The sequence below is a fragment of the Oleomonas cavernae genome (genome assembly GCF_003590945.1).
GTDB lineage: Bacteria > Pseudomonadota > Alphaproteobacteria > Zavarziniales > Zavarziniaceae > Zavarzinia > Zavarzinia cavernae.
The window spans coordinates 3175397-3197217 of record NZ_QYUK01000011.1; the positions used below are offsets into that span (position 1 = coordinate 3175397).

Annotated in this window: 24 protein-coding genes and 1 pseudogene; 6 read left to right on the plus strand and 19 right to left on the minus strand. The window is 64.5% G+C overall.

From position 1 onward, the window contains the following. Positions 1-108 precede the first annotated feature (108 nt). The 6 genes from D3874_RS19220 (at position 109) to D3874_RS19245 (ending at position 5619) form a co-directional block, all read left to right on the plus strand. Positions 109-1602, plus strand: coding sequence for a ferritin family protein (locus tag D3874_RS19220; RefSeq protein WP_119779770.1), 1494 nt, complete (start codon positions 109-111; stop codon positions 1600-1602). A 58-nt stretch (positions 1603-1660) separates the two neighbouring features. Continuing rightward, on the plus strand, positions 1661-1864 hold the full coding sequence (locus D3874_RS32115; protein ID WP_199699158.1) for a toluene-4-monooxygenase system B family protein: 204 nt from the start codon (positions 1661-1663) through the stop codon (positions 1862-1864). A gap of 79 nt (positions 1865-1943) precedes the next feature. Then, positions 1944-2282, plus strand: a complete 339-nt coding sequence (locus D3874_RS19230; RefSeq protein WP_119782388.1) for a Rieske 2Fe-2S domain-containing protein — start codon at positions 1944-1946, stop codon at positions 2280-2282. Between the two features lie 13 nt (positions 2283-2295). Beyond that, the gene (locus D3874_RS19235) at positions 2296-2610 is read left to right on the plus strand and encodes an MmoB/DmpM family protein (RefSeq protein ID WP_119779772.1); all 315 of its coding nucleotides are present in this window, start codon (positions 2296-2298) and stop codon (positions 2608-2610) included. Between the two features lie 26 nt (positions 2611-2636). Then, positions 2637-3629 carry an aromatic/alkene monooxygenase hydroxylase subunit beta gene (locus D3874_RS19240; RefSeq protein WP_119782389.1) on the plus strand — a complete coding sequence of 331 codons (993 nt, stop codon included), beginning with the start codon at positions 2637-2639 and terminating at the stop codon, positions 3627-3629. 274 nt (positions 3630-3903) lie between these two features. Continuing rightward, complete coding sequence (locus D3874_RS19245) at positions 3904-5619, plus strand: sigma-54-dependent Fis family transcriptional regulator (protein ID WP_199699159.1); 1716 nt, start codon at positions 3904-3906, stop codon at positions 5617-5619. Between the two features lie 71 nt (positions 5620-5690). Here the strand turns inward: D3874_RS19245 and D3874_RS19250 are convergent, their stop codons facing one another. The 19 genes and pseudogenes from D3874_RS19250 to D3874_RS19340 form a co-directional block, all read right to left on the minus strand. Continuing rightward, positions 5691-6236: a DUF1329 domain-containing protein gene (locus D3874_RS19250; protein WP_119779776.1), complete on the minus strand. Its 546-nt coding sequence runs from the start codon at positions 6234-6236 to the stop codon at positions 5691-5693. Further along, on the minus strand, positions 6233-6988 hold the full coding sequence (locus D3874_RS19255; protein WP_147385729.1) for a hypothetical protein: 756 nt from the start codon (positions 6986-6988) through the stop codon (positions 6233-6235). Before D3874_RS19255 ends, D3874_RS19250 begins: the two co-directional genes overlap by 4 nt. 85 nt (positions 6989-7073) lie before the next feature. Further along, complete coding sequence (locus D3874_RS19265) at positions 7074-7901, minus strand: alpha/beta fold hydrolase (RefSeq protein ID WP_119779783.1); 828 nt, start codon at positions 7899-7901, stop codon at positions 7074-7076. Positions 7902-7909: 8 nt separating this feature from the next. Next, positions 7910-8434 carry a ferredoxin reductase domain-containing protein gene (locus tag D3874_RS29490; protein ID WP_233560040.1) on the minus strand — a complete coding sequence of 175 codons (525 nt, stop codon included), beginning with the start codon at positions 8432-8434 and terminating at the stop codon, positions 7910-7912. Continuing rightward, complete coding sequence (locus D3874_RS29495) at positions 8395-8940, minus strand: 2Fe-2S iron-sulfur cluster-binding protein (RefSeq protein ID WP_233560257.1); 546 nt, start codon at positions 8938-8940, stop codon at positions 8395-8397. Before D3874_RS29495 ends, D3874_RS29490 begins: the two co-directional genes overlap by 40 nt. Next, positions 8940-9125 (minus strand): 2-hydroxymuconate tautomerase, encoded by a 186-nt coding sequence (locus D3874_RS19275; RefSeq protein WP_119779786.1) that lies wholly within the window; start codon positions 9123-9125, stop codon positions 8940-8942. Before D3874_RS19275 ends, D3874_RS29495 begins: the two co-directional genes overlap by 1 nt. Positions 9126-9127: 2 nt before the next feature. Further along, complete coding sequence (locus D3874_RS19280; RefSeq protein WP_119779789.1) at positions 9128-9898, minus strand: 2-keto-4-pentenoate hydratase; 771 nt, start codon at positions 9896-9898, stop codon at positions 9128-9130. 2 nt (positions 9899-9900) lie between these two features. Next, complete coding sequence (locus tag D3874_RS19285) at positions 9901-10698, minus strand: 2-keto-4-pentenoate hydratase (protein ID WP_119782390.1); 798 nt, start codon at positions 10696-10698, stop codon at positions 9901-9903. A gap of 12 nt (positions 10699-10710) precedes the next feature. Then, a pseudogene (locus tag D3874_RS32120) lies at positions 10711-12165 on the minus strand (2-hydroxymuconic semialdehyde dehydrogenase). A gap of 13 nt (positions 12166-12178) precedes the next feature. Further along, a complete protein-coding gene (locus tag D3874_RS19295) occupies positions 12179-13102 on the minus strand; it encodes a catechol 2,3-dioxygenase (RefSeq protein ID WP_119779792.1) in 924 nt (307 codons plus the stop codon). A 15-nt stretch (positions 13103-13117) separates the two neighbouring features. Then, complete coding sequence (locus D3874_RS19300) at positions 13118-13447, minus strand: 2Fe-2S iron-sulfur cluster-binding protein (protein WP_119779795.1); 330 nt, start codon at positions 13445-13447, stop codon at positions 13118-13120. A gap of 4 nt (positions 13448-13451) precedes the next feature. Then, on the minus strand, positions 13452-14519 hold the full coding sequence (locus D3874_RS19305; protein ID WP_119779798.1) for an NADH:ubiquinone reductase (Na(+)-transporting) subunit F: 1068 nt from the start codon (positions 14517-14519) through the stop codon (positions 13452-13454). 13 nt (positions 14520-14532) lie between these two features. After that, positions 14533-14892, minus strand: a complete 360-nt coding sequence (locus tag D3874_RS19310; RefSeq protein WP_119779801.1) for a phenol hydroxylase subunit P4 — start codon at positions 14890-14892, stop codon at positions 14533-14535. A gap of 61 nt (positions 14893-14953) precedes the next feature. Next, positions 14954-16489, minus strand: a complete 1536-nt coding sequence (locus D3874_RS19315) for an aromatic/alkene/methane monooxygenase hydroxylase/oxygenase subunit alpha (RefSeq protein ID WP_119779804.1) — start codon at positions 16487-16489, stop codon at positions 14954-14956. A gap of 11 nt (positions 16490-16500) precedes the next feature. Further along, a complete protein-coding gene (locus D3874_RS19320) occupies positions 16501-16791 on the minus strand; it encodes an MmoB/DmpM family protein (RefSeq protein WP_119782391.1) in 291 nt (96 codons plus the stop codon). Between the two features lie 16 nt (positions 16792-16807). Continuing rightward, positions 16808-17806 carry an aromatic/alkene monooxygenase hydroxylase subunit beta gene (locus D3874_RS19325; protein ID WP_119779806.1) on the minus strand — a complete coding sequence of 333 codons (999 nt, stop codon included), beginning with the start codon at positions 17804-17806 and terminating at the stop codon, positions 16808-16810. 25 nt (positions 17807-17831) lie between these two features. After that, entirely contained in the window at positions 17832-18071 is a 240-nt protein-coding gene (locus D3874_RS19330; protein WP_119779808.1) for a phenol hydroxylase subunit, read from the minus strand. Between the two features lie 413 nt (positions 18072-18484). Further along, positions 18485-19897, minus strand: coding sequence for a DUF1329 domain-containing protein (locus D3874_RS19335; RefSeq protein ID WP_119779810.1), 1413 nt, complete (start codon positions 19895-19897; stop codon positions 18485-18487). Between the two features lie 22 nt (positions 19898-19919). After that, positions 19920-21803, minus strand: coding sequence for a hypothetical protein (locus D3874_RS19340; RefSeq protein ID WP_147385730.1), 1884 nt, complete (start codon positions 21801-21803; stop codon positions 19920-19922). Positions 21804-21821: the final 18 nt, after the last annotated feature.

A 21821-nucleotide genomic window follows, 5' to 3' on the forward strand; every position in this document is an offset into this window, starting at 1 on the left:
TCGTTGGCACGATCATTGCTGTAATCAGGGACGATGACAGCGGGTACGGCCTGCGCCCGCCGATCGCCGGTATCTGGCGCGAACGACGAATCCAGAGGGAGGACAGCCATGTCGAAACTGGCGTCAAACGAATATTACGACCTCGTGCGTACCACCAACTGGACGCCGAGCTATGTCGCCGAATCCGAAATCTTCCCCGACATGATGACAGGGGCCCGCGGCATCCCGGCGGAAGTCTGGGAAAGCTTTGATGAGCCTTATAAGGTTACCTACAGCGACTATGTCGCGACCCAGCGCGAGAAGGACGCCGGCGCCTATTCGGTGAAGGCGGCGCTGGAGCGGGCCAACTACATCGACACCGCCGACCCCGGCTGGGTGAGCACCCTGCAGGCGCACTACGGCGCCCTGGCGCTGGGCGAATACGCCGCCGCCACGGCGGAGGCCCGCATGGCGCGTTTCTCTCGGGCCCCCGGCAACCGCAACATGGCGACCTTCGGCATGCTGGACGAACTGCGCCACGGCCAGATCCAGTTGTTCTTCCCGCACGAACACACCAAGCGCAGCCGCCAGTGGGACTGGGCCCACAAGGCCATGCACACCAATGAATGGGCCGCGGTCGCCGCGCGCCACATGTTCGACGACATGATGTTCACGCGCGATGCGGTCAGCGTCGCCATCATGCTGACCTTCGCCTTCGAGACCGGCTTCACCAACATGCAGTTCCTCGGCCTTGCGGCCGATGCGGCAGAAGCCGGCGACCATACCTTCGCCAGCCTGATCTCCAGCGTGCAGACGGACGAGTCGCGCCACGCCCAGCAGGGCGGACCGATCCTGAAGATCATGATCGCCAACGGCCGCAAGGCCGAGGCGCAGAACATGATCGACGTCATCTTCTGGCGCGCCTGGAAACTGTTCTCGGTGCTGACCGGGCCGATCCTCGACTACTACACCCCGCTCGAGCACCGGAAGCAGTCCTTCAAGGAATTCATGCAGGAATGGATCATCGGCCAGTTCGAGCGCCAGCTCAAAGACCTGGGCCTCGACCTGCCCTGGTACTGGGACGAGTTCGTCCGCTCGCTGGATGAGACGCACCATGGCATGCACATGGGTGTCTGGTACTGGCGCCCCACCGTGTGGTGGAACCCCGCGGCCGGCGTTTCGCCCGAGGAGCGGGAATGGCTGGAAGCCAAGTATCCCGGCTGGAACAAGACCTTCGGCCGCTGCTGGGACGTCATCACCGAGAACCTGCGCCACGGCCGCGAGGACCTGACCCTGCCCGAGACCCTGCCCACCATCTGCAACATGTGCAACCTGCCGGTGGTCGGCGCCCCTGGCGACAGTTGGAATGTGAAGGATTACCAGCTCCTCCATGAAGGCCGGCTCTACCACTTCGGCTCCGAGGTCGACCGCTGGTGCTTCCAGCAGGACCCGGCCCGCTACCAGGGCCACATGAACGTGGTCGACCGCTTCCTGGCCGGCCAGATCCAGCCGCAGAACCTGGCCGGCGCCCTGCTCTACATGGGCCTGGCGCCCGGCGAGATGGGAACGGATGCCCATGGTTACGCCTGGGCCGGCATCGGCAAGAAGCACGCCGCCGAGTGACACCTTGCCGGGGCGGGCATCGTCCGCCCCGGCAACCGACAAGGAATGGGGAGGAATAATGGCACTGTTTCCGCTGTCTTCGAATTTCGAGGGCGATTTCGTCATCCAGGTCGTCGTGGTGGACGACGGCGCGACCATGGACGAGGTGGCCGCCGCCTGCGCAGTGCATTCGGTCAACCGCCGGGTGGCCCCCGGCCGGGCAAGATCATGCGCGTGCGGCGCCATTCGACGGGGGAAGTCTATCCGCGCGACATGCTGGTGAAGGCCACCGACCTGATGCCGACCGAGACCATCGACGTCGTCTTCTCGGACATCTGAGCGTGGCGCACGGGGCAGGCAGCATGGCATTCGAAAAGATCTGCACGCTGGACGACGTGTGGGAAGGGGAAATGGCCGAATTCACCACCGGCAGCGGCAGGGATGTCCTTCTGGTCTGCATCGACGGCGGGCGCATCAAGGCGTTCCAGGCGATGTGCCCGCACCAGGAGATCGCCCTGGTCGAAGGCACGTTCGAGGCAGGCGTGATCACCTGTCGCGCGCACCTGTGGCAGTTCGACAGCGAGAACGGGCGGGGCCTGAACCCGACCGATTGCCAGATCGCGGAATATCCGGCCAGGGTCGACGGCCAGGACATCTATGTCGATGTACAGGGCATCGAACCCTGCAAATCACACTCGTAACAGGGGGAGGAACATGACCAGCCACAGCACCGGCGACGCCTACAAGAACAACCGCGTCGGCCCGATCCTGCGCGCGGGCGAAGTGGCCCAGGCGGCCATCCAGGCCGTCGAGGACGACAACCCGGGCAAGGAGATCCATGTCGAGGATCGTACGGCCTATATTCGCATCGAATGCGACAACGAGTGCATCCTCACCCGCGCCTCCATGGAGAACGCGCTGGGGCGGCCGTTCCAAATGCGCGAACTGGAAATCAACCTGGGTTCCTTCTCGGGTCAGATCGACACCTCGCCAGAACGCATCCGCTTCTACCTCGCCCAGCGCCTTTGAACCCGAACGCCTGCAAGGAAACGCCCATGTCCGCCGCTCCCGAGCCGCTGAAGCCGCTCAAGACCTGGTCCCACCTCGCCGAACGGCGCAAGCGGCCCAGCGAATACGACATCGTGACCACCCGCCTGCACTATCGCCGGCGCGACCCGGCGGTGCCGTGGGAACTCGACCCCGACCTGCCGATGAACGACTGGTACCGGAAATATTGCAACGAAAGTCCGCTCAGACACCCAGACTGGGACACGTTCCAGGACCCCGACCAACTCGTCTACCGCACCTACAACATCATGCAGGACGGCCAGGAAGCCTATGTCGGCGGCCTGCTCGACCAGTTCAGCGACCGCGGTCACGACCAGATGATCTCGCGCGAGTGGATCGCCACCCTCGCCGCCTTCTACACTCCGGCCCGCTATCTCTACCACGGCCTGCAGATGGCCTCGTCTTATGTGGCCCAGATGGCGCCGGCAAGCACCATCACCACCTGCGCCATCTTCCAGACCGCCGATTCCCTGCGCTGGGTCACCCACACAGCCTATCGCACGGTGGAACTGTCCAAGGCCTGCCCGGATCTGGGGCTCGGCACCCGTGAACGGGAACTTTGGGAAAACGCGCCGCAATGGCAGGGTTTCCGCCGGCTGCTGGAGGAAAGCCTGACCGTATGGGACTGGGCCGAGGCCTTCGCGGTGCTCAACCTGGTGCTGAAGCCCGCCGTCGAAGAGACGCTGCTGCGAACGCTTGCCGACACGGCCGGCGCCAATAGCGACACGCTCTACAGCCTGCTCTCCCAGGCGCAGATGCGTGACGCGGAGCGGCACCGCCGCTGGGCGTCCCGCCTCGTCGACATGGCGCTGACCGTCGAGGACAACCGCGGCTGGCTGCGCGAGCGGATCGATGCCTGGACGCCGCGCGCCGAGCAGGCAATCGAGACCTATTGCAACGCGCTGCCGGAATCGGACAACGGCGACGCCGCAACCGCTCGTGTTGCCCGTTTCCAGCAGACATTGGGACTGCGCGGCTGAGAGCCGGGATGGGCGGCGCTGCGGGGCCGCTCATCCCCACATGTGTCGTTGCTGCGTCTTTGGAGAAGGTTCTCCCTGAATTGGCGCCATATCTCAGGATTTCGTGACCAGTTGGACCGAAAAGAGATAAAATAATACCGGTACCGCTTCAGTATCGTTTCAGTGCTTTTAAAGACGCTACGGCCCATAAAGAAAAAATCTGGGGGCAATCGCTATGGAAGCAGTCATCCGGGACTTCACAACCGCAAGGGCTGAATTGGCAGGGCGGCGGTACGTGGAAAGTTCACGCAATTTCCCCGACATGGACGATCTGGCGGCAAGGGTTCGCTTCTGTCCCAAGGCCGGGCGCATCTGGCTGGACGACAACCGGATGATCCTGCTGCACAACCGGTCGCTAGGGGCCCTGCGCAACGAACTGATCGAGACGCTGGGCCTGCAGGGGGCGCGGGCCCTGCTCACGCGCATGGGCTATGCCTCGGGCGCCCAGGATGCGGAAATCGCCGTGAAGGTCCGTGGCGGCCGCGACTTCTTCGATTTCTTCACCGTCGGCCCCCAACTCCACATGATCGAGGGGATCGTGACGGTCGAGCCGGTGCGCGTCGAATCGGACGTGGCCACCGGCCGTTTCTACGGCGAGTTCCTGTGGCACGATAGCTGCGAAGACGAGGTGCACATCGCCTCCCATGGGGTGGGTACCGAGCCCGCCTGCTGGATGCAGATTGGCTATGCATCAGGTTACACGAGCATCTTCATGGGGCGGCCGATGCTGTTCCGCGAGGTCGAATGCCGGTCGATGGGCCATTCGGCCTGCCGCATCGTCGGCAAGCCGATCGCCGAGTGGCCCGACGCGGACGAGGACATCCGCTATCTCCAGCCCCATGCCTTCGCCAACCGGCCGAACCAGAGCCGCATTGTCGTCACCGCCAAGGCGGCGGACATCCCCTCGCCTGCCTCGCCGGCGGTGCCCGAGAGCAGTTCGCCGGTGAGGAGCCTGGTCGGGGCCTCCGCCGGGTTCAACATCGTCTGCCACATGCTGGAAAAGGTCGCGGGGACCAATGCGACCGTGCTGCTGCTGGGCGAGTCGGGCGTGGGCAAGGAAATGTTCGCCCAGACCCTGCACCGGATCAGCAAGAAAGCGGAAGGTCCCTTCATCGCCGTGAACTGCGCCGCGATCCCCGAACCCCTGACCGAATCGGAGCTCTTCGGCGTCGAGAAAGGCGCCTTCACCGGTGCCATCGCCTCCCGCCCCGGCCGTTTCGAACGGGCGAACGGCGGGACCTTGTTCCTCGACGAGATCGGCACACTCAGCATCGCCGCCCAGGGCAAGCTGCTGCGCGCCCTGCAGGAAGGCGAGATCGAGCGTGTCGGCGACCAGCGCAGCCGCAAGGTGGACGTGCGCATCGTCGCGGCCACCAATGTCAACCTGCGCCGCGGCGTGGCCGACGGCAGCTTCCGCGAAGACTTATTCTATCGCCTGAACGTCTTCCCTATCCATATCCCGCCGCTGCGCGACCGCCGGGCTGACATCCCCCTCCTGCTCAACCACTTCCTCGATTTCTTCTGCCGGCGGCACGGCCGGCCCCTGACCGGCTTCACCCAGCGGGCGATCACCGGCCTCTACGCCTACAACTGGCCGGGCAATGTCCGCGAGCTCGAAAACATGGTGGAACGCGGCGTGATCCTAGCACCCGAGAACGGCGCCATCGACCTGTGCCACCTCTTCACCTCGGGCGAGAAGTTCGATCCCTTCGTGCTGGGCATGGACCAGAACGGCGAACTGAACTCCCTGATGGAGGAGCCGGCACGCCAGAACCCGCCCAGCAAGGAACAACTGGTCCAGACCGTCCTGCATTCGCGCATCTCCCTCGACCAGTTGGAAGAGTCGCTGCTGCGCGGCGCCGTGGAGCAGGCGAACGGCAATATTTCCGAGGCTGCCCGGCTTCTGGGCATGAGCCGCGCCCAACTGTCCTATCGCCTCAAGAAGAATTGAGGGGCCGCGCACCGGACTGACCTGGCCTCGTCATACCAGCGAAAGCTGGGATGACGATTTGTTGTCGTGCTTCAGTAGTCGCGCAGCCTTTCGATGTCGAAGAAGCCGGACATTTCAGACTTCAGAATCGACCAATCCGGTTCCATGGTGATCCGGTTGTAACGTTGGCTGACCACGTTCCACAGGACATAGTTGCGTGCCATCCACAGTCCGGTGGACGGATCGAAGTCACCCGCATCGTCGAGGACGCGCCACAGATTGCCGCGCTGGTCGTACATTTCCTGGTACTGCGCGTAGCGAAATTCCTTGTCGATGTAGAGACGGCGGCGGCCGTAGACGTAGTTGCCCGTCTTGTCGATGATATCGAGAATCCAAACCGGTCGCAGTTCGAGGTCGATCGTCTCGATCTCGCAATCGTTGCTGCCGTGGTCCGCAGGATTGTAGGCGTGGCCCACTTCGGGCTGCGACAGGATGAAGGTTTCGCCGATCAGTTTGAAGTCGAACTTGCGCGGGTCGGGTTTCAGCCATGACTGGCGCCAGTCGTCCCAGGTCACCTCGATGCCCGGGGTCATAGGGTCCTGGGTATCGGAACCGCCCAGGATGCGTGTGCGCTTCATCGTGGGACGTAGCCGCGGAAATCGTCCGGCTTGTCGGCGGAGGCGAACCGACGGCGTGTCGCGGCCAGGCCCTTGATGTCGCGCGGCGCGAGGAACACCACCGAGCCCGCCTCGATGGTATCATCCTCGCCCCGCACGTCGCCCAGCGGCGCGAGATCGACCCGGCCATGCATCTTCTGCCACCAGATGTGCACCACATAGCGCCGCTCGATCCGGTTGCTCGGCACGCAGGAGGCAAGCTCGATCGGCTTCAGCGCCAGATTCTCGTTGCCGATGCCCACGGCCATGAAAGCCCAATAGAGTTCCATCGCGGTCGTCGGCTTGACGAAGGGCAGGCCGGCATCGTTCAGAAGCGCGAATTTCCCCTGGGAATCGAGCAGTTCCCCCTTGTCGTTGATCGAGAAGGGGCTGGCCACCTTGGTTGCCTCCAGCCGTTTCCTCGACGCCGTATAGGGCGTGGTGGGCACGATGCGGATCTTCTTCCAGCGGAACCAGTCGGTTGACATGAGCCGCGCCATGCTCGGCGCCGGCAGATAGTCTTTCAGCCACGGATACTGGCCTGCCGTGGCCGCCGTGATCTCCAGCCCCGGCTTCAGGTCGGGCGGCACCTTGGCCGCGGCGACGAGGGTGCGCGCGGAATAGCCCAGAAAAGCCTTCCAATCCTCGGCAAGGGCGATCGCCTGGGATCGGCCAGCAGCTCGGCCATTTTCCGATGGCCCTCGAATCCGCTCTTGTCTGCCAGCGCCCGCCATTCCTGCACCCAGTCGGGTTCCGCGGCAGTCGCCGCCGAAGCGAACGGCAGGGTCAAGCCGAGAGCGAGCAGCAGGGTGCGGAATGTCATGGATCACCCGAAAGGAAATCGGCGACCAGGGCATTGAAGCGAGCGGCATGTTCGATCTGCGTCCAGTGGCCGCAACGGCCGAACATGTGCAACTCCGCCCGCGGCAGCAGCTGGAACAGCCTTTCGGCGTTGCTGGGCGGGATGATCCGGTCTTCACGCCCATGGAGGATGAGGGCCGGCTTGTCGATCGCTGCGATGCTGGCCGGGGGTGTCGCCAGGGCGGTTACCCAACGCTGGCGCGGCGCCGGGAAGAGCGCGCCGAAGGCCTCCTGCACGCCGGGTCGGATGCTGGCCTGGTAGCGCAGGCGCGCCAGTTCCTCGGTCGCGCGGCTGGGGTCGAAGGAAAAGAGGCCAATCAGATGGCGCATGTTCTCGATCGATGGCTCGTAGCCCCAGACGAGGTCGAGACCCACTGTCAGCCGGAAATCGATGCCGGCGGCCCCCATCAGGACCAGGCGCCGTACCCGCTCGGGCTCCCGCGCAGCAAGTGCCAGGGCAAGCGCAGCACCGAAGGAGTTGCCGACCACATCGACCTGCCCGAGCCCGTGCACATCGATGAAACCGGTCAGGTGGGCGAGCCAGCGGTCCATCGAGAAAGCGGTGCCCGGCGGCGTCTGGGTATAGCCGAAACCCAGGATGTCGGGCGCCAGCACGCGCCGCGCCTCGGCCAGTGCTCCCATATTCAAACGCCAGTTGGCGAAAGCCGAAACCCCGGGGCCGGAGCCATGGATCATGAGGACCGGCCGGCCTTGCCCCAGGTCGTGGTAATTGGTGACGATGCCGTCGACGGTAACCTGCTGCCCGATTTCCGGATTGTTCGTCATGCCATTCCTCAGAAGAACCGGTCGAAGTGGATCTGGCCGAAGGGCACTTTCAGTTCGATCATCAGCAGGCGCTGCAGGGCCTCGGCCATGGGCGGCGGGCCGGCGAAGTAGATTTCCGATACCGCCAGCCGGTCGCCCAGCCGGCGCGCCAGCACATCGTGGACGAAGCCGGTCTCGCCCGACCAGCCGGCGCTGAGCGGGTCCTCGGGCGAGGAAACGACGGGATGATAGCGCAGCGTCTGCTGCCAGCCCGGCAGGGCCGACAGGTGTTCCGCCCCACAGACATCGGCGGCCGTGCGCCCGCCGTAGAAGAAGTCGAGTTCGCGGGCGGCATCGGCGCCGACCGCCCGCGCGATCGAGATCATGGGGGCCAGCCCGGAACCGCCGGCGATGCACACCACCGGCCTTGTCGAATAGGCGACGATATGTGCAAGGCCGTAGGGACCATCCAGGCGAAGCATTTCACCCGGCACCATGTTGAACAGGGCATTGGTTACCGCCCGCCCGGCACGCGCTTGATCTGGAATTCCCAATGTCCCTCGCCGTTCGGCAGGTTGGACATGGAATAGCAGCGCCTGAGGCCGTCCCGGTCATGCAGAATGGCATATTGGCCAGGCAGGAAATTGGCAGGGCCAGGCCCGGCAAAGCGAAATTCCCGGATGTCACGGGTCAGGTCACGCACATCGACCAGGCGCACGATGATGACCTGCGGCGGCACCTTAGGCAGGCATCCCGCATCGGTGTTCACCTTGATCGCCAAGTCGCCGACAGCCCGCGTCTGGCAGGCCAGCAGCAGCCCCTTGCGCCGGTCGCGCGGCGACAACCCCGGCGCCTCCGGCCACAGGCTCTCGACCTTGCCGGAAAGCACCTGGATGCGGCAACTACCGCAGCCGCCCGAACTGCACTCGTAGGGCATCCCGACACCGCAGCGCAGCGCCGCCTGCAGCAGCGAGGCATCGTCCGGCCCCTGGACGAAGCAGCCGCCGCCCTCGATCGAGACGACGGCCGCGCACTCGGCCGTGTTGCCGCCGTCGGCCATCACGTTTCGGACTTCGGCACGCCGGCGACGCCGAAATGCGCCGCCGGCACCTCGCGCAGGATCACGCGCACGCTCTGGCGCGGCGCACCGATCGACCGTTCGGCCGCCGCCGTCAACTCTTCGATCAGGGCACGTTTCGCCTCGGGCGGCCGCCCCTCGATCAAGGTCACATCGATGATGGGCATGTCTATTCCCTCACGCTGATGGCCACGCGGCCAAGACCTTCGATGTCGGCGCGGACATACTCGCCCACCGCCAGCGGATGCGCCGCGGTGATGCCGCCGGCCATCACGATGTCGCCGGGGTTCAGTTGCTCGCCGCCCTGCGCCACCATGCGCGCCGCTGCCACCAGCGAGCGCACCGGATGGCCCAGGAGCGCCGCGGTCGAGCCGATCTGGCGCACCGCGCCGTTGACCGATAGCACCGTGCCCAGGTTGCCGATGTCGATCGTGGGCAGTACGAAGCTGCCGATCACAAGTCCCGAGGAGGATGAGTTGTCGGCGATCACATCGGGCAGGGCGAAGCGGAAGGCTTCGTAGCGGCTGTCGATGATCTCCATGGCAGGTGCCACGCCGGCCACGGCGGCCATGGCTTCCAGCGCCGTCACCGTGCCCGCCAGCGGCCGGCCGATCAGAAAGGCGACCTCCGGTTCGACCCGCGGATGGACATAGCGGCCATGGGACAGGCTGCCGCCTTCCTCCAGCAGCATGGCATCGGTGAGGCGGCCCCAGATCACTTCGTCGACGCCAACTTGCAGCATCTTGGCCCGGCTGGTCAGGCCCATCTTCACGCCGATCCGCCGCTCGCCCCGGTCCACCCGCCGGCGCACCGACAGGGCCTGGATGGCATAGGCATCGTCGATGCCCAGGTCCGGGATCCCGACGGTGAGTTGGGGGATCGCCTTGGCGTAACGCGCCGCGTCGTCCACGCGGGCGGCAAGGTCAGTCAGTCCGGCCATGGTCAGCGCGCCCCGTCAAAGCTGCAGCGGACGGCGCCAAGGCCAGATATCCGCAATTCGATAGCATCCCCCGCCGCCACCGGCACGAGGGGGCCGAGAGACCCCGAGAGGATCGTGTCGCCCCGCTTCAGCGGTCGCCCCACCTCGACCATCTTGCGGGCCAGCCACAGGGTCGAGACCAGCGGATTCCCCAGGCAGGCGACGCCCGCCCCGGTTGCCACCGGCTCGCCCCGGCACTCCATCACCATGCCGCACAGCACGGGATCGAACTCGCCGAGCCGGCGCGGCTGGCTGCCCAGGACATAGAGGCCGGCGCTGGCATTGTCCGCCACCGTGTCCAGGATCTTGATGTTCCAGTCGGCGATCCGGCTGCCCACGATCTCGATCGCCGCCACCGCATAGTCGACCGCGTGCAGCACGTCGGCCAGGGTGAGTCCGTCGCCGTCAAGATCGTCGCTCAGGTAGAAGGCGATCTCGCCCTCCACCTTGGGCTGGAGGACGCGGCTCATCGGGATGGTTTCGCCATCGCCGTAAGCCATGTCGGCGAAGAGCATTCCGTAATCCGGCTGGTCCAGCCCGAGCATGGTCTGCACCGCCTTGGAGGTAGCGCCGATCTTACGCCCAGCCAGGCGCCGGCCCTGGGCCAGCCAGTGCTGGGTGTTGGTTTCCTGGATGGCATAGGCAGCGGCGGCATCGCTCACCGCGACCCGATCGCGCAAGGGTGCGATCGGCGTCGCCGTGTCGTGAGCGTCCCGAAGCAACGCCGCCGCTTCGGCCGCGGACAAGGAAGAAATAGTCACCTGCAATATTCCTTAGAGCTTGATGCAGACGTTCGACAGTTCCGTGTAGAATTCCAGGCTGTGGACCCCACCCTCGCGCCCGATGCCGGAGCGTTTCGAGCCGCCGAAGGGCGTGCGCAGGTCACGCAGGAACCAACTGTTGACCCACACCAGCCCGGCCTCGATCTGCGCCGCGACCCGGTGGGCCTTGGCCACGTTCTCGGTCCAGACGGAGCAGGCGAGGCCATAGTCGGTGTCGTTGGCACGGGTGACGACCTCGTCCTCCTCGTCGAAGGGGCTGACATGGCAGCAGGGGCCAAAGATCTCCTCGCGCATGATGGCGCTTTCGTCGCCAAGCCCGGTCCAGATGGTGGGCTGCACCCAGGCGCCTTCCGACAGCCCGGCCGGCATTTCCGGAATGCCGCCGCCGGTGACCACCTCGGCACCCAGCGCGCCCGCCTTGTCGTAGTAGGACAGCACCTTGGCCTGGTGTTCGCGGCTGACCAGCGGGCCCATGTTGACAGCAGACTCGTCCGGCGTGCCGATAACCAGCGCCTCCGCCCGGTCTTCAGTCGTTCCACGAAGGTGTCGAAGAGCGGCCGCTGGACATAGACGCGTTCGGTCCCCAGGCAGACCTGGCCGCAGTTGGCGAAGACCGAGCGCATCGTGCCTTCGATCGCCTTCTCGATATCGGCATCCGCAAAGACGATGGCCGGATTCTTGCCGCCCAATTCCAGCGAGACCGGCCGGATGCGCCCCGCCCCCGCCCGCATGATCGCCGCCCCGGTGCGGGTCTCGCCGGTGAAGGTCACCGCGTCGACGTCGGGATGGCCGGTCAGGTATTCGCCGGCACTGCCCGGGCCGAAACCCTGGATCACATTGTAGACGCCGGGGGCACCCCCGCCTCGTTCATCACCTCGCCCAGCAGGGCTGCCGTCGAGGGCGTCTCCTCCGACGGCTTCACCACCACCGTGTTGCCGCAGGCGAGCGCCGGCCCGACCTTCCAGGTCATCAGGAGGAGCGGCAGGTTCCATGGGCAGATGACACCGATCACGCCCTTGGGCCGGCGCAGGGCATAGTTGACCGCGCCGGCACCATCGGGCGTGTCGAGGATGAAGCTTTCCGTCGGCACGTTCTTGACCAGGTCGGCGAAGATCTTGAAATTCGCCGCCCGCGCGGAATGTCGATATGACGGGCCAGGCTCTTGGGCTTGCCCGTGTCCCGGCATTCCGCTTCCAGGAATTCGTCGAAGCGCCGTGTGATGCCGTCCGCCACCTTGTGCAGGATCGCGGCCCGCTCGTTCACCGTGAGCTTACCCCACGGCCCCTTGAGGGCGCGGCGCGCGGCTGCCACCGCGGCGTCGACCTCGGCTTCGCCGGCCTCCGCCACTTCGGCGAAGACTTTATTATCGCAAGGATTACGCTTCTCGAACCAGGCGTTGCCCTTGCGGTAGGCGCCGTCGATGAAATTCAGGATCTGTGCCGACATGCCATGCTCCCGATCAGGTCACGACCGTCATGAAGCGGTCGTTGAGGGCCCGCTCGTAGTAGAAGATCGCCTTGCCTACCTCGTCCGTGCTCCAGGTCCTGACCGGATGGTCGGGATAGAAGGTGTAGCCGCCGGCGAAGACTTCGTTGCGGTTGCCGGAAGGGTCGAAGAAATAGATCGTCTGACCGCGGGTGATGCCGTGGCGTGTCGGGCCGATGTCGATCGACATGTTGTAGCGGCTCATGATATCGGCGGCGTGGCCGACATCGTTCCAGCTTTCCAGCAGGAACGAGACATGGTGCAGCTTGCCCTTCTCGTCGTGGCGGACCAGGGCGATGTCATGGGCCTTCATGCCGCAGGACAGGAAGGCGGCGATTACCGTGCCGTCGGGCGCCACCACCCGTTCGGTCAGCGAAAAGCCGAGCAGCTTGGAGAAGAGGTCAATGGCACCGTCGATGTCGTCGCCATAGAGCAGGCAGTGGTCGAAGCGCTGCACCCGCATGGCCCTGGGCTCGGTGTGCCACAGTTCGGGGTTGTCGACCATCGGGCCCAGGTCGGCGCGGCCGATCGTTGCGAAGAGTTCGAAGCGGTGCCCGGTCGGCGCCGTGAAGGCGATGCGCCGGCCCAGGTGGCGCTTGTCGTCGGGCGCGATCTCCTCGACCGTGCAGCCCGCCCCGCGCAGCCGCCGGGCGAACTCGTCCAGCGCCTCCTCCGAGGCGACCTTGAAGGCCATGAAGTCGATGCCGGCCTCGGGCGCCTCGCGCAGGACGATGCTGTGGTGATCGAATTCGTCATAGGCCTTCAGGTAGACGAGGCCCTCGTCGTCGGTCTGCACCACGTCAAGACCGATGCGGTCGCGGTAGTGGACCAGCGCCGCTTCCATGTCGAGCACCCGCAGCTGGACATAGCCCGGGCGTAAAACGCCAGATATCGCCATTATCGTACCCTCCCGTTACGCCCCGCGGGCGTTCTCATTTTCCGTGGCGGCGCGGTCGTGCGGCGTCGCCAGCCGAACCGTCAGATCCGATTGCGGGTAGAGCCGGCAGGCCAGGGCCAGGCCCTGGGCCCCCTGCCCTTCCGACACGTGGCGCCGGCTCATCAGTCCGGTCCTGAAGGCGCCGCAGATCACCCTGATCAGGCAGCGGCCGCAGCCGCCATTGCGGCAACCGACAGGGATCGCCTGCCATCCCTGTCGCTCCATCGCCTGCAGGACCCCCTCGTCCTCCGGGCAGGGAAAGCGACGGCCGCAATCTTCGATCTCGATGATGTAGCGCGCGACCATGCCGCTACATCCGCTGCGACAGCGGGCTGCGCATCGGCGCACCGCCATCGGCTTTAGTCAGGAAACTCTCGGTGTGGATGTCGCGCTCGAACAGCCGGCCCTTCATCAGGGCGCGGATGGCGGCGTCGATCATCGGCGGTGGGCCGCAGAGATAGGCCTTGTGCCCCCGGAACACACCGTCGAAGCGGCGCACCGCGGCTTCGTGAACGAAGCCGGTCTCACCCGTCCAGCCGTCGCCTGGCTGCGGATCCGATAGCACCGGCACGTAGGCGAAGTTCGGATGTCGCGCCGTCAGCTCGGCGAAGAGGTCGTCGTAATAGAGATCCTGGCGCTGGCGCACCCCGTGCAGCAACGTGATCGGCAGGGTGCAGCCCCGGCCGAGCAGATCCTGCACCATGGACTTGGGGCTGGAGAGGCCCGAGCCGCCGGCGATGAAGATCATCGGCGCGGTCGAGGATTCCCGGACATAGAAGCGCCCGAAAGGCCCGCTCAGGGACAGAGTATCGCCGGGCTTCAGCATCTGGTGGAGGAAACTCGTCCCACGCCCGCCCGGCACCAGCCGGACATGGAGTTCGAGCAGGCCCTCGCCCGGCGGGTTGGCGAGCGAAAAGGCGCGCTCGCCCTCGATGCCCGGCAGGCGCAGGTTGACATACTGACCGGCCTGGAAATCCATCGTCGCGGCGCCGGGATCGAGCCAGATCCCCTTGATGTCGCGCGACAGGTTCTGGATGGCGGCGACCTTGGCCTCGACGTCCAGGACCTGGCAATTGCGCGCGTCGGGATCGACCTCGATGTCGGCCTCGATCGTGACGTCGGAGAGCGGCCGCGCGCAACAGGCAAGCGCCCGCCCCTCGTCCCGCTCGAAATCCATGAGGGCAAAGGGCGAGGCATCGCCCTGATCCACCTCGCCGTCGACGACCGTAATCTTGCAGGTGCTGCAAAGCCCATGGTTGCATTGGTAGGGCAGGTAGATGCCGTTGCGCAGGCAAGCGTCCAGGATGGTCTGCCCCTCGGCCACCAAGACCGCCTGCCCCAGCGGCTCAACCGTCACCTTGTAGCTCGATAAAGTCATCGCCGCCAACCGATCAGACGACCGCGCCGCCAAGCCCGTGGAGCCCGGGCGTCCAGAAGCGCAGCAGGGATTTGTGGCCAACATGGTTGGCGGCAAGGCCCGCCTCCATGTCCGGCTTGAAGGGCCGGGAGTCGAGCATCCAGGTCACTTTCGGCCAGACGATCTGACTGAACTCCGGATGCATGCCGTAGCATCCCGGCAGCACGTTGCCGAGGACCTCGCCGAAAGGCATGGCCGGCGGCAGCATCAGCGCGATGGCGGCGCAGAACATCAGGTGTTCCTCCCAGTGCCAGTAGACGACGCGATTGCCGTGAAAATTGTCGACATGGTCGCGCGACTTGAATTCATAAGGACCGATAGCCGTAACAGTCATGTTCTCTTCCTCGCCCTCTCGTCCGCCCTTCAGGGCGCGGGCCGAAGCCCGCGCCGTTCCCTCAGACAGGGTTGCTTGATCGCTGTAGCTGCCACTCGTCCCAGAGTTTCTGATCGGGCGAGCCTGTGTAGTCGAAATTGTCGACCCCGAAGTTGATGTGATACCAGGCGATCACGTCCTTCAGGTCGGCGCCGCCGCAGTTGCCTTGGTAGATCTGATGGACCGGCAGCCAGGACTGGACGTATTTCTCCGGCTCGTAGCAGAAGATGTCCTTGCAGCCGTCCGAGCAGAAGTGATAGCGCTCGCCCTTGTATTCGGTCGCCCGGAAGCAGGTGGTGGTCGGGTCGTCCGGCTCGGTGAAGATCATCGGGATCTGGCAGGTCACGCAGAGCTGGGGCAGCGTCGGGTTGTAGTAGCGGTTGCCCTTTTCCTCCATGGCGCGCCAGCATTCGAAGCGTGGCCGGTACAGTCGGTCGAAGGTGTCGGGATACTTCGCCGACAGCCACTTCATCTCCTCCTCGCTGGGCAGCCAGGTGTGGAAGGCGGTGGCCTGGGTATAGTTGTAGAAGGTCGCCCAGACCTCGTGGCTCAGCCGGTGCTTCTCCTTGCTCGCCACCTCGAAATACTTGGGCTTGCGGATGCCGTAACGCGACAGGTCGTTGAACAAGGCATCGCCGGCCTGCTCGAAATACATCTCCCAGGCCTCGTCCCAGGACATGATGCGCTTGGGCAGCATGTAGTCCATCATCATGGCGACCAGCGCCAGCAGGCGGTAGCCGCGCCAGAACCACTTGTCGATCCAGCGCTGGACGATCGGCACGTTGGCCTCGTCCTGCTCCAGCATGAACTTGATGATCTCGAGGCCCAGGGTCATGTGACGGGCCTCGTCCGACTGGGCGGAGAAGCCGAAGGTGACGGTCGCCATGTCGCCGTTGAAGGCAGCCCCCGACATGAAGGGCACGAACAGCAGATTGGTCAGCACATATTCGAACGAGAACGAGATCGCGGTCAGGTACTCGAACGGGCCGGCCGAGCAGGCATCCTCGAAAAAGGATTTCGGCACCGACAGGTACCAGACGCGGTCGTGCATGTGGCGCGAGTCGTGCAGCCCGTCGAAGAACTTGTTGTAATGGCTCATGGTGTGGAGCTGCGTCTGCGCGTGACGCAACTCGTCGATCGCCTGCATCTGGCAGGCGATGCGCGGGCCGGCGCCCACGAAGTGCCGGCCGACATGGGCATAGCCGCGATGCGCGGAATACTCGAGCGGCGAGACCCCCGTCAGGAACAGCTTGAGGGCGTTGACGTAGCGCGCATCGGTGATGTTCAGGTGCCCGTTGTTCTGGGCGAAACTGTCGATCACCGCATAGAGCTTGCGCTCCTTCTCCGCCTGGTACTTCCAATAGGCATCCATGGTGAGCCGGAAGGGGTCCTCCCAGGCGTCCCAGTCGTGGATCTTGATGCCTTCGTACTCGGCATAGGGAAACACCTTGTCCATGGGCTGATAGGTGGTCTTCCAGCCCAGTTCCCGCGTCAGGTGAGCGTAACGCTCTTTGAGACTGAGCTTCTTCAGTTTGGGGGGCGGCTGCATCGCGTTCATCGGTGACCTCGTCAGGACTGGGATTTTTCGGCGGCCGTGTGCCAGGCGAGGGTGAAGGTGTCGTCATCCTCCTCCACATTGCCGGCCAGGGAGATGAGTGAGAGGTGGAGTTCCTGCAGGTCGAAGCGGCGGCCAACCCGCACCTCGACGGATTCGCGGCGCAGGCTCAGGCGACCTTCGCAGTCGATCTTGGTGAGGGCCGGCATCACGCTGGCGGTGGCCGCCGGATTGTCGGCCAGGATCGCCTCGACCAGATGGCGGGCGTCGTCGGAGTTCTGAAAAGTGATGGAGACCTTGCTCATGTCCATTCGCTCCCCATCAAGCCTGCAGGCCGAGCCGGTGGACCCGTTGGCCGAGCTGGCCGACAAGTTCATCGATGCTATCCGCCGCATCGTCGCCCAGAATCTCCTGCGCAATCGGCGTAACTGCATCGATGGCACGGCCCACCCACACCTTGGTCCATTCCGACAGTAGCTGCTGGTTTGCCTCGGACTCCTTGGCGGCGACGGCCGACACCCCGTCGACCCAGCGAGTGGTCTCCTCCAGCCAGTCGAGCATGAATTCGGTGAGCGGTGACAGGGCGGCCGCGCCATGGGCCTGGCCCGCCTGGTCGAAGCGGCGATAGACGAGTGGATAGATCAGGCCGTCCATCACCAGGTTCTGCGCCACAAACAGCTCGAACCAGTCGGGCAGCACCAGCATGTCCTCCACCGCGCGGCGAAGCGGCTGCCATACCGGCGAGGCGATCCAGCCCTCCTTGGCGGCGACCAGGCTGCTGCCGGTATTGCCGTCAAGCAGCAGGCCGATCCGGCTGATCAGTTGCGCGATGCCAAGCCGGTCCATGGTGGCGAACATCGCGGCCTGGGTGATCGCCGAGCCGAAGCCGACATCGGTGATGTGCGAATTGTTCATGTTCGCGCCCCATTCATAGTGCCGAAGGGGCAGCAGATAGGTATGGATGCGGCGCAGCCAGTCCGGTTCGATACTGGCGAGCTGGCCGCGTTTCTCGGCAAATGAGAAGGCCTTCTCGGTTGCTTCCATCATGCGCGAGCGCGCAATCGTGTAGGTTCCATAGTAGAACTGGCGGGGATCGCGCAGGACATGCCAGTCGGCCAGGACGATAGCTGTGCGCCGGGCGTCGAAGAGTTCGAACGAGGGCGCCCAGGTCGGCCGGTAGTGAAATTCCCCGGTCGCCTGCAGATCGAACATGGCTTCGTCATAGCGGGATGCCGGCTTGTCCGCGCCCAGCCGCCGCGCGACATTGCCAAAGGTGTGGCGTCGCGGATTCATAACGGTTGTTTTGATTTCGAGGGTCATTCTGGTTTTCCGGTGTCCTGGGCGATTAGTAGCGGCTTGCTAGTTTGCTGAAGGGCACGGCCGCGGCGGCGGCCACTTCGAGAACGGCGCCCTGGGCGCGGCGGAACTCGTCGAAAGCATCGAAGGGCATGATCAGCTCGACCGTCAGGTCCGGATCCGCCACCGTGAATGCGAAGAGCACGAACGAGGACTTGACCTCGGTCACCTTGATCCAGCGTGCCGTGAGGTCCAGCAATGGATGATCCCCTCCTGCTTCCGCCTGCATATCGCCGCCTCCTGTCGCGGGCGTTACCTTATTCGTATCACCGCTTGCTTTTCCAGTGATGTGCAAGCCGCGTGCCAGAGTTTGGGGTGCGGAAGGTGAAGTGTTTATGCTGCACTGCGGACTGGCCAGTTCCCGGTTTTCTTCGCTGTTTCCGGCCTTGTCCGGGATACCTGCCAGCGCGGGTCGCCGCGACGCAGCATTACCATCCTGTCGATACCCTGGAACACTGAACGAAATGATTAATCTCCCGATGCCAGCTCGATCATTTGCGATAGGGGCCTGCGGGAACCGATCAAAAAAGGAAGACAACGGCCCATAGCCGAAGACCGTTGTCTTCTAGTTTCCTGGGGGGGCCCAGGGGAGAACGCTGGCGCCCGGCATTACGTCACGCCGGGTGTTAGTAATCAGATAAATTACTTAAAGTCCCTGAGTTGGTCGATGTCAAAGAGGGACGGCGTGGGGTTCGTGTCGAGGTCTTTCCAGCGCGCGTCCATGGTGAGCCAGGTAAGGCGGTTGGAGACGACGTTCCAGACAGGAACCTGCTTCCACTGAGCGAGACCGGTCTGAGGCACCCAGTCGCGGCTGTCCCACCACAGGCGCATGAGGTTGCCGCGGGCGTCGTAGAACTCGTTGGCGGCGGGGTAATAGGTCTCCTTGTCGAGATAGATGCGGCGCTTGGAGTAGATGTACTTGCCGGTCTTGTCGGTGATCTCGACGATCCAGACCGGGCGCAGCTCAAGCTCGACGGTGTCGACCGCGCAGGGATTGGAGCGGGCGGCCGCCTCGTAGAAGTGGCCGACATGGGGGAAGCCAAGTGTCCAGCCCTCGCCGACGATCTGGTAGTCGAACTTGTTGAGGTCGGTCTTCACCCAGTAGGCACGCCAGTCATCCCAGATGAGCTCGAGGCCAGCGGCGAGCGGGTCCTGGCCATCGGTGGCCGAGAGGATGCGGGTGCGCTTCAGGGTCGGCACGTAGACCTTGAAGTCGTCTTCCTTCTTGGCATCGGCGAAACGCTTGCGGACACCGGAGAGACCGCGCACGTCGCGCGGATCGGTGAAATAGACCGCGCCGCCCTCGACCACGCCGTCCATGCCGTTGATGTCGCCGAAGGGCGCGACGTCCTTGCGGCCGTGCATTTTCTGCCACCACAGTTCCGCCTTGTAGGTGCGCTCCAGCTTGTTCGAGCTGTTGCACACGTCCATGGTGATGGGGTGGAAGTTCAGGTTGTCGTTGGAGATGCCGTGGGCAACAAAGGACCAGGTCGCCTCCAGCCCGTTCTTGGGGTTGACGAAGGGCAAGGCGCCCTGGGTCGACAGGGCGTACTTGCCGTCGGGGGTGAGCAGGTTGCCGTCGGGCGTCGCATTGAAGACGATGCCCTTGGCCTTGGCTTCCTCGGTCTGCTCCAGGGTGCCCTTGGGCATGTAGTAGGAGGCCGTGGGTACGATCACCGCCTCCTTCCAACCGAACCAGCCGGTGTCTTTGAAGCGAGCGGCCAAGCCTGGAACGATATAGGGCTTCAGCCAGGCGGCATCGACGTTGCTGGCGTTAATGACGGTGCCGGGCTTGAGCTCGGGTGGCAGGTTGGCCGTGGCGAGCAGGCCCGGCGCATCATAGCCGCGCAAGGCCGACCAGCGCTTTGCAATGGCCAGCGCCTCGGGCGAGCCGAGGGCTTCGACGAACTTGTCGCGTCCCCTGCCCGGCCCGCTGGCCGCGACGAAGGCCTTCCAGGCCGCGACCCCATCCTCGGGATTGGCCATCGCGCCCGGCGATGCCGTCAGCATCCCGGCAACGGCGACGACACCCGCCGCGATCTTCTTGATGTTCATTTGTCTCCTCCCTTAAGGCCGATCAGAATTGCATCGTGAGTGAGAATTCGACGACGTCCGAGGCATCATAGATGCCCAACAGCCCCTGTTCGGTTTTGCCCTCGTAATGGATAAGTTCGAGGCGCGGCCGGACATGGTCGCCGAAGTAGTTGAAGTCGACACGCTGACGGTAGGCAAAGCCCTCGTTCTGGAAGTCGTAGGCCGCCAGACCTTCGAGATAGAGCCGGCCATCGTCCAGCGCCTTCCACCACAGGAAGGTGGCGTAGGTCTGTACCGGATGGACCTTGGAACCGAAGGCCGCATAAGGCGACTGGAACATCAGGTCCTTGGAGTCTTCGGTGATGATGTTGAAGAGCTGGAACGAGGTGAAGATGGAACTCTCCTGGTTCTTCCAGAAGGGCAGCCACAGGAAGTAGTCGAAACCGGCCATGATCGAGATCTGATCGCGGAAGGTCACGCTCTCATCGACCGAGGAAATGAGCGCCGGCGTGCCATAGGCATCCGTGCCCACGTTGGTCTTCACCCGGTAGCGATTGAACGGCTTGTCGAACTCGTAGGAGGCTTCCACGCGGAACACCGGGGCCACGTCCTTGGGCCCGAAGCCGAGTTCCACCATGTCGCGGGTGAAGGTCGCCCCGATCAGCTTCTTGCGGTACTTGTAGTCGAGATCGAAGTTGGAGGTCACCGAGCACATGGGTGGCAGGATGCCGGTGGCGCAGCCGTAGAGGTTGATCGGATAATTGCCGAGCAACTGGCCAAGCGAGCCGAGCAGCCCGCCGGTGGTCGTGCGCATGGCGTCGAGGTAGCCGATGCCTGGTGCATGCACCAGGGTCTCCAGCAGTTGCTGGCTGAGCGGCACCTTGAGCAGGGCCTTGTCCGCATCGTTGTTCGCGTTGCCGACGTAGAGGGTCGAATCGCGCAGCTTCACGATCGGCAGTTCCTGCCAGCCGTAGTAGGCGTTCAGCGTCCCCTCGCCTTCCAGCGCCTGGAACTTGAAGCGGGCCGCCACGGTGGCGTCGGTGACCGAGAACTCGCGTGGCGTCACGTCATGCAAATGGGCGGCGAAGTAGGGGATGCCCTTGCCCGAGACCGGATCGATCAGATAGGGGAAGGGCAGGCCGTTCAGCCCGCCCGAGGTCGTGTCGCCGGGCGTCGGGTTGTTGATCACGAACTGGTCGTGATTGGTTTCAGGCATGAAGATGAGTTCAAGCCCCGGCTTTTCCAGGCCGATCCATTCGAAGGGCCTGGCAATGCCCAATTCGTCGAAATTGAGGTCGAGGGCCGCCATCCAGTTGGGAATGCGGATCTCGTCGCTGTCGCCCAGCGCCCCCTTCATGCGCAGGTCCTGGGCATGCAGCACGTCCATCAGGCGCAGGCCGTCCGACTGGCCCCAGCCGCGCACGAACTTGCCGATCTTGAAGGCGAAGCGGTTGTAGTCGTCGGTGATCTTGACCGCGAGCTCGCGGATCATCTCGTCTTCGAAATCGTCAAGATAGCGGTTCTGGTGATCTACCATGTTGCCATAGGGATCGTCCCGCCCGCCGCCCCGGCGGTTCAGGTGATAGCCGTACTGGCTGGTCGCATCCTGGCTGTAAGGGTTCTGGATGCCACCTGCAACCAGGTCGCCGCCCCAACTGTCATACCAGTCGCCGCGTAGCCAGAAGTTGCCAGTGATGGCAATGTTCTTGGACGGCTTCCAGCTCGAGTCCACCTCGACGATGTAGTTGGCCTGGGCGATCTTCAGGATGCCATCGGTCAGGTCCGAGTAACCGAAACCTACCCCCTGCTTGATGCGCCCGCCAACCGACAGGCCGTCGACCCCTGTATCCAGGGCCAGCGCGCTCAAGGCGCCAGCAGCCGCACCGCCCAGAATGCTGGATACCAGCAATAAGCTTTTCAGTCGCATGTGTTTCCCCCTTTGCCC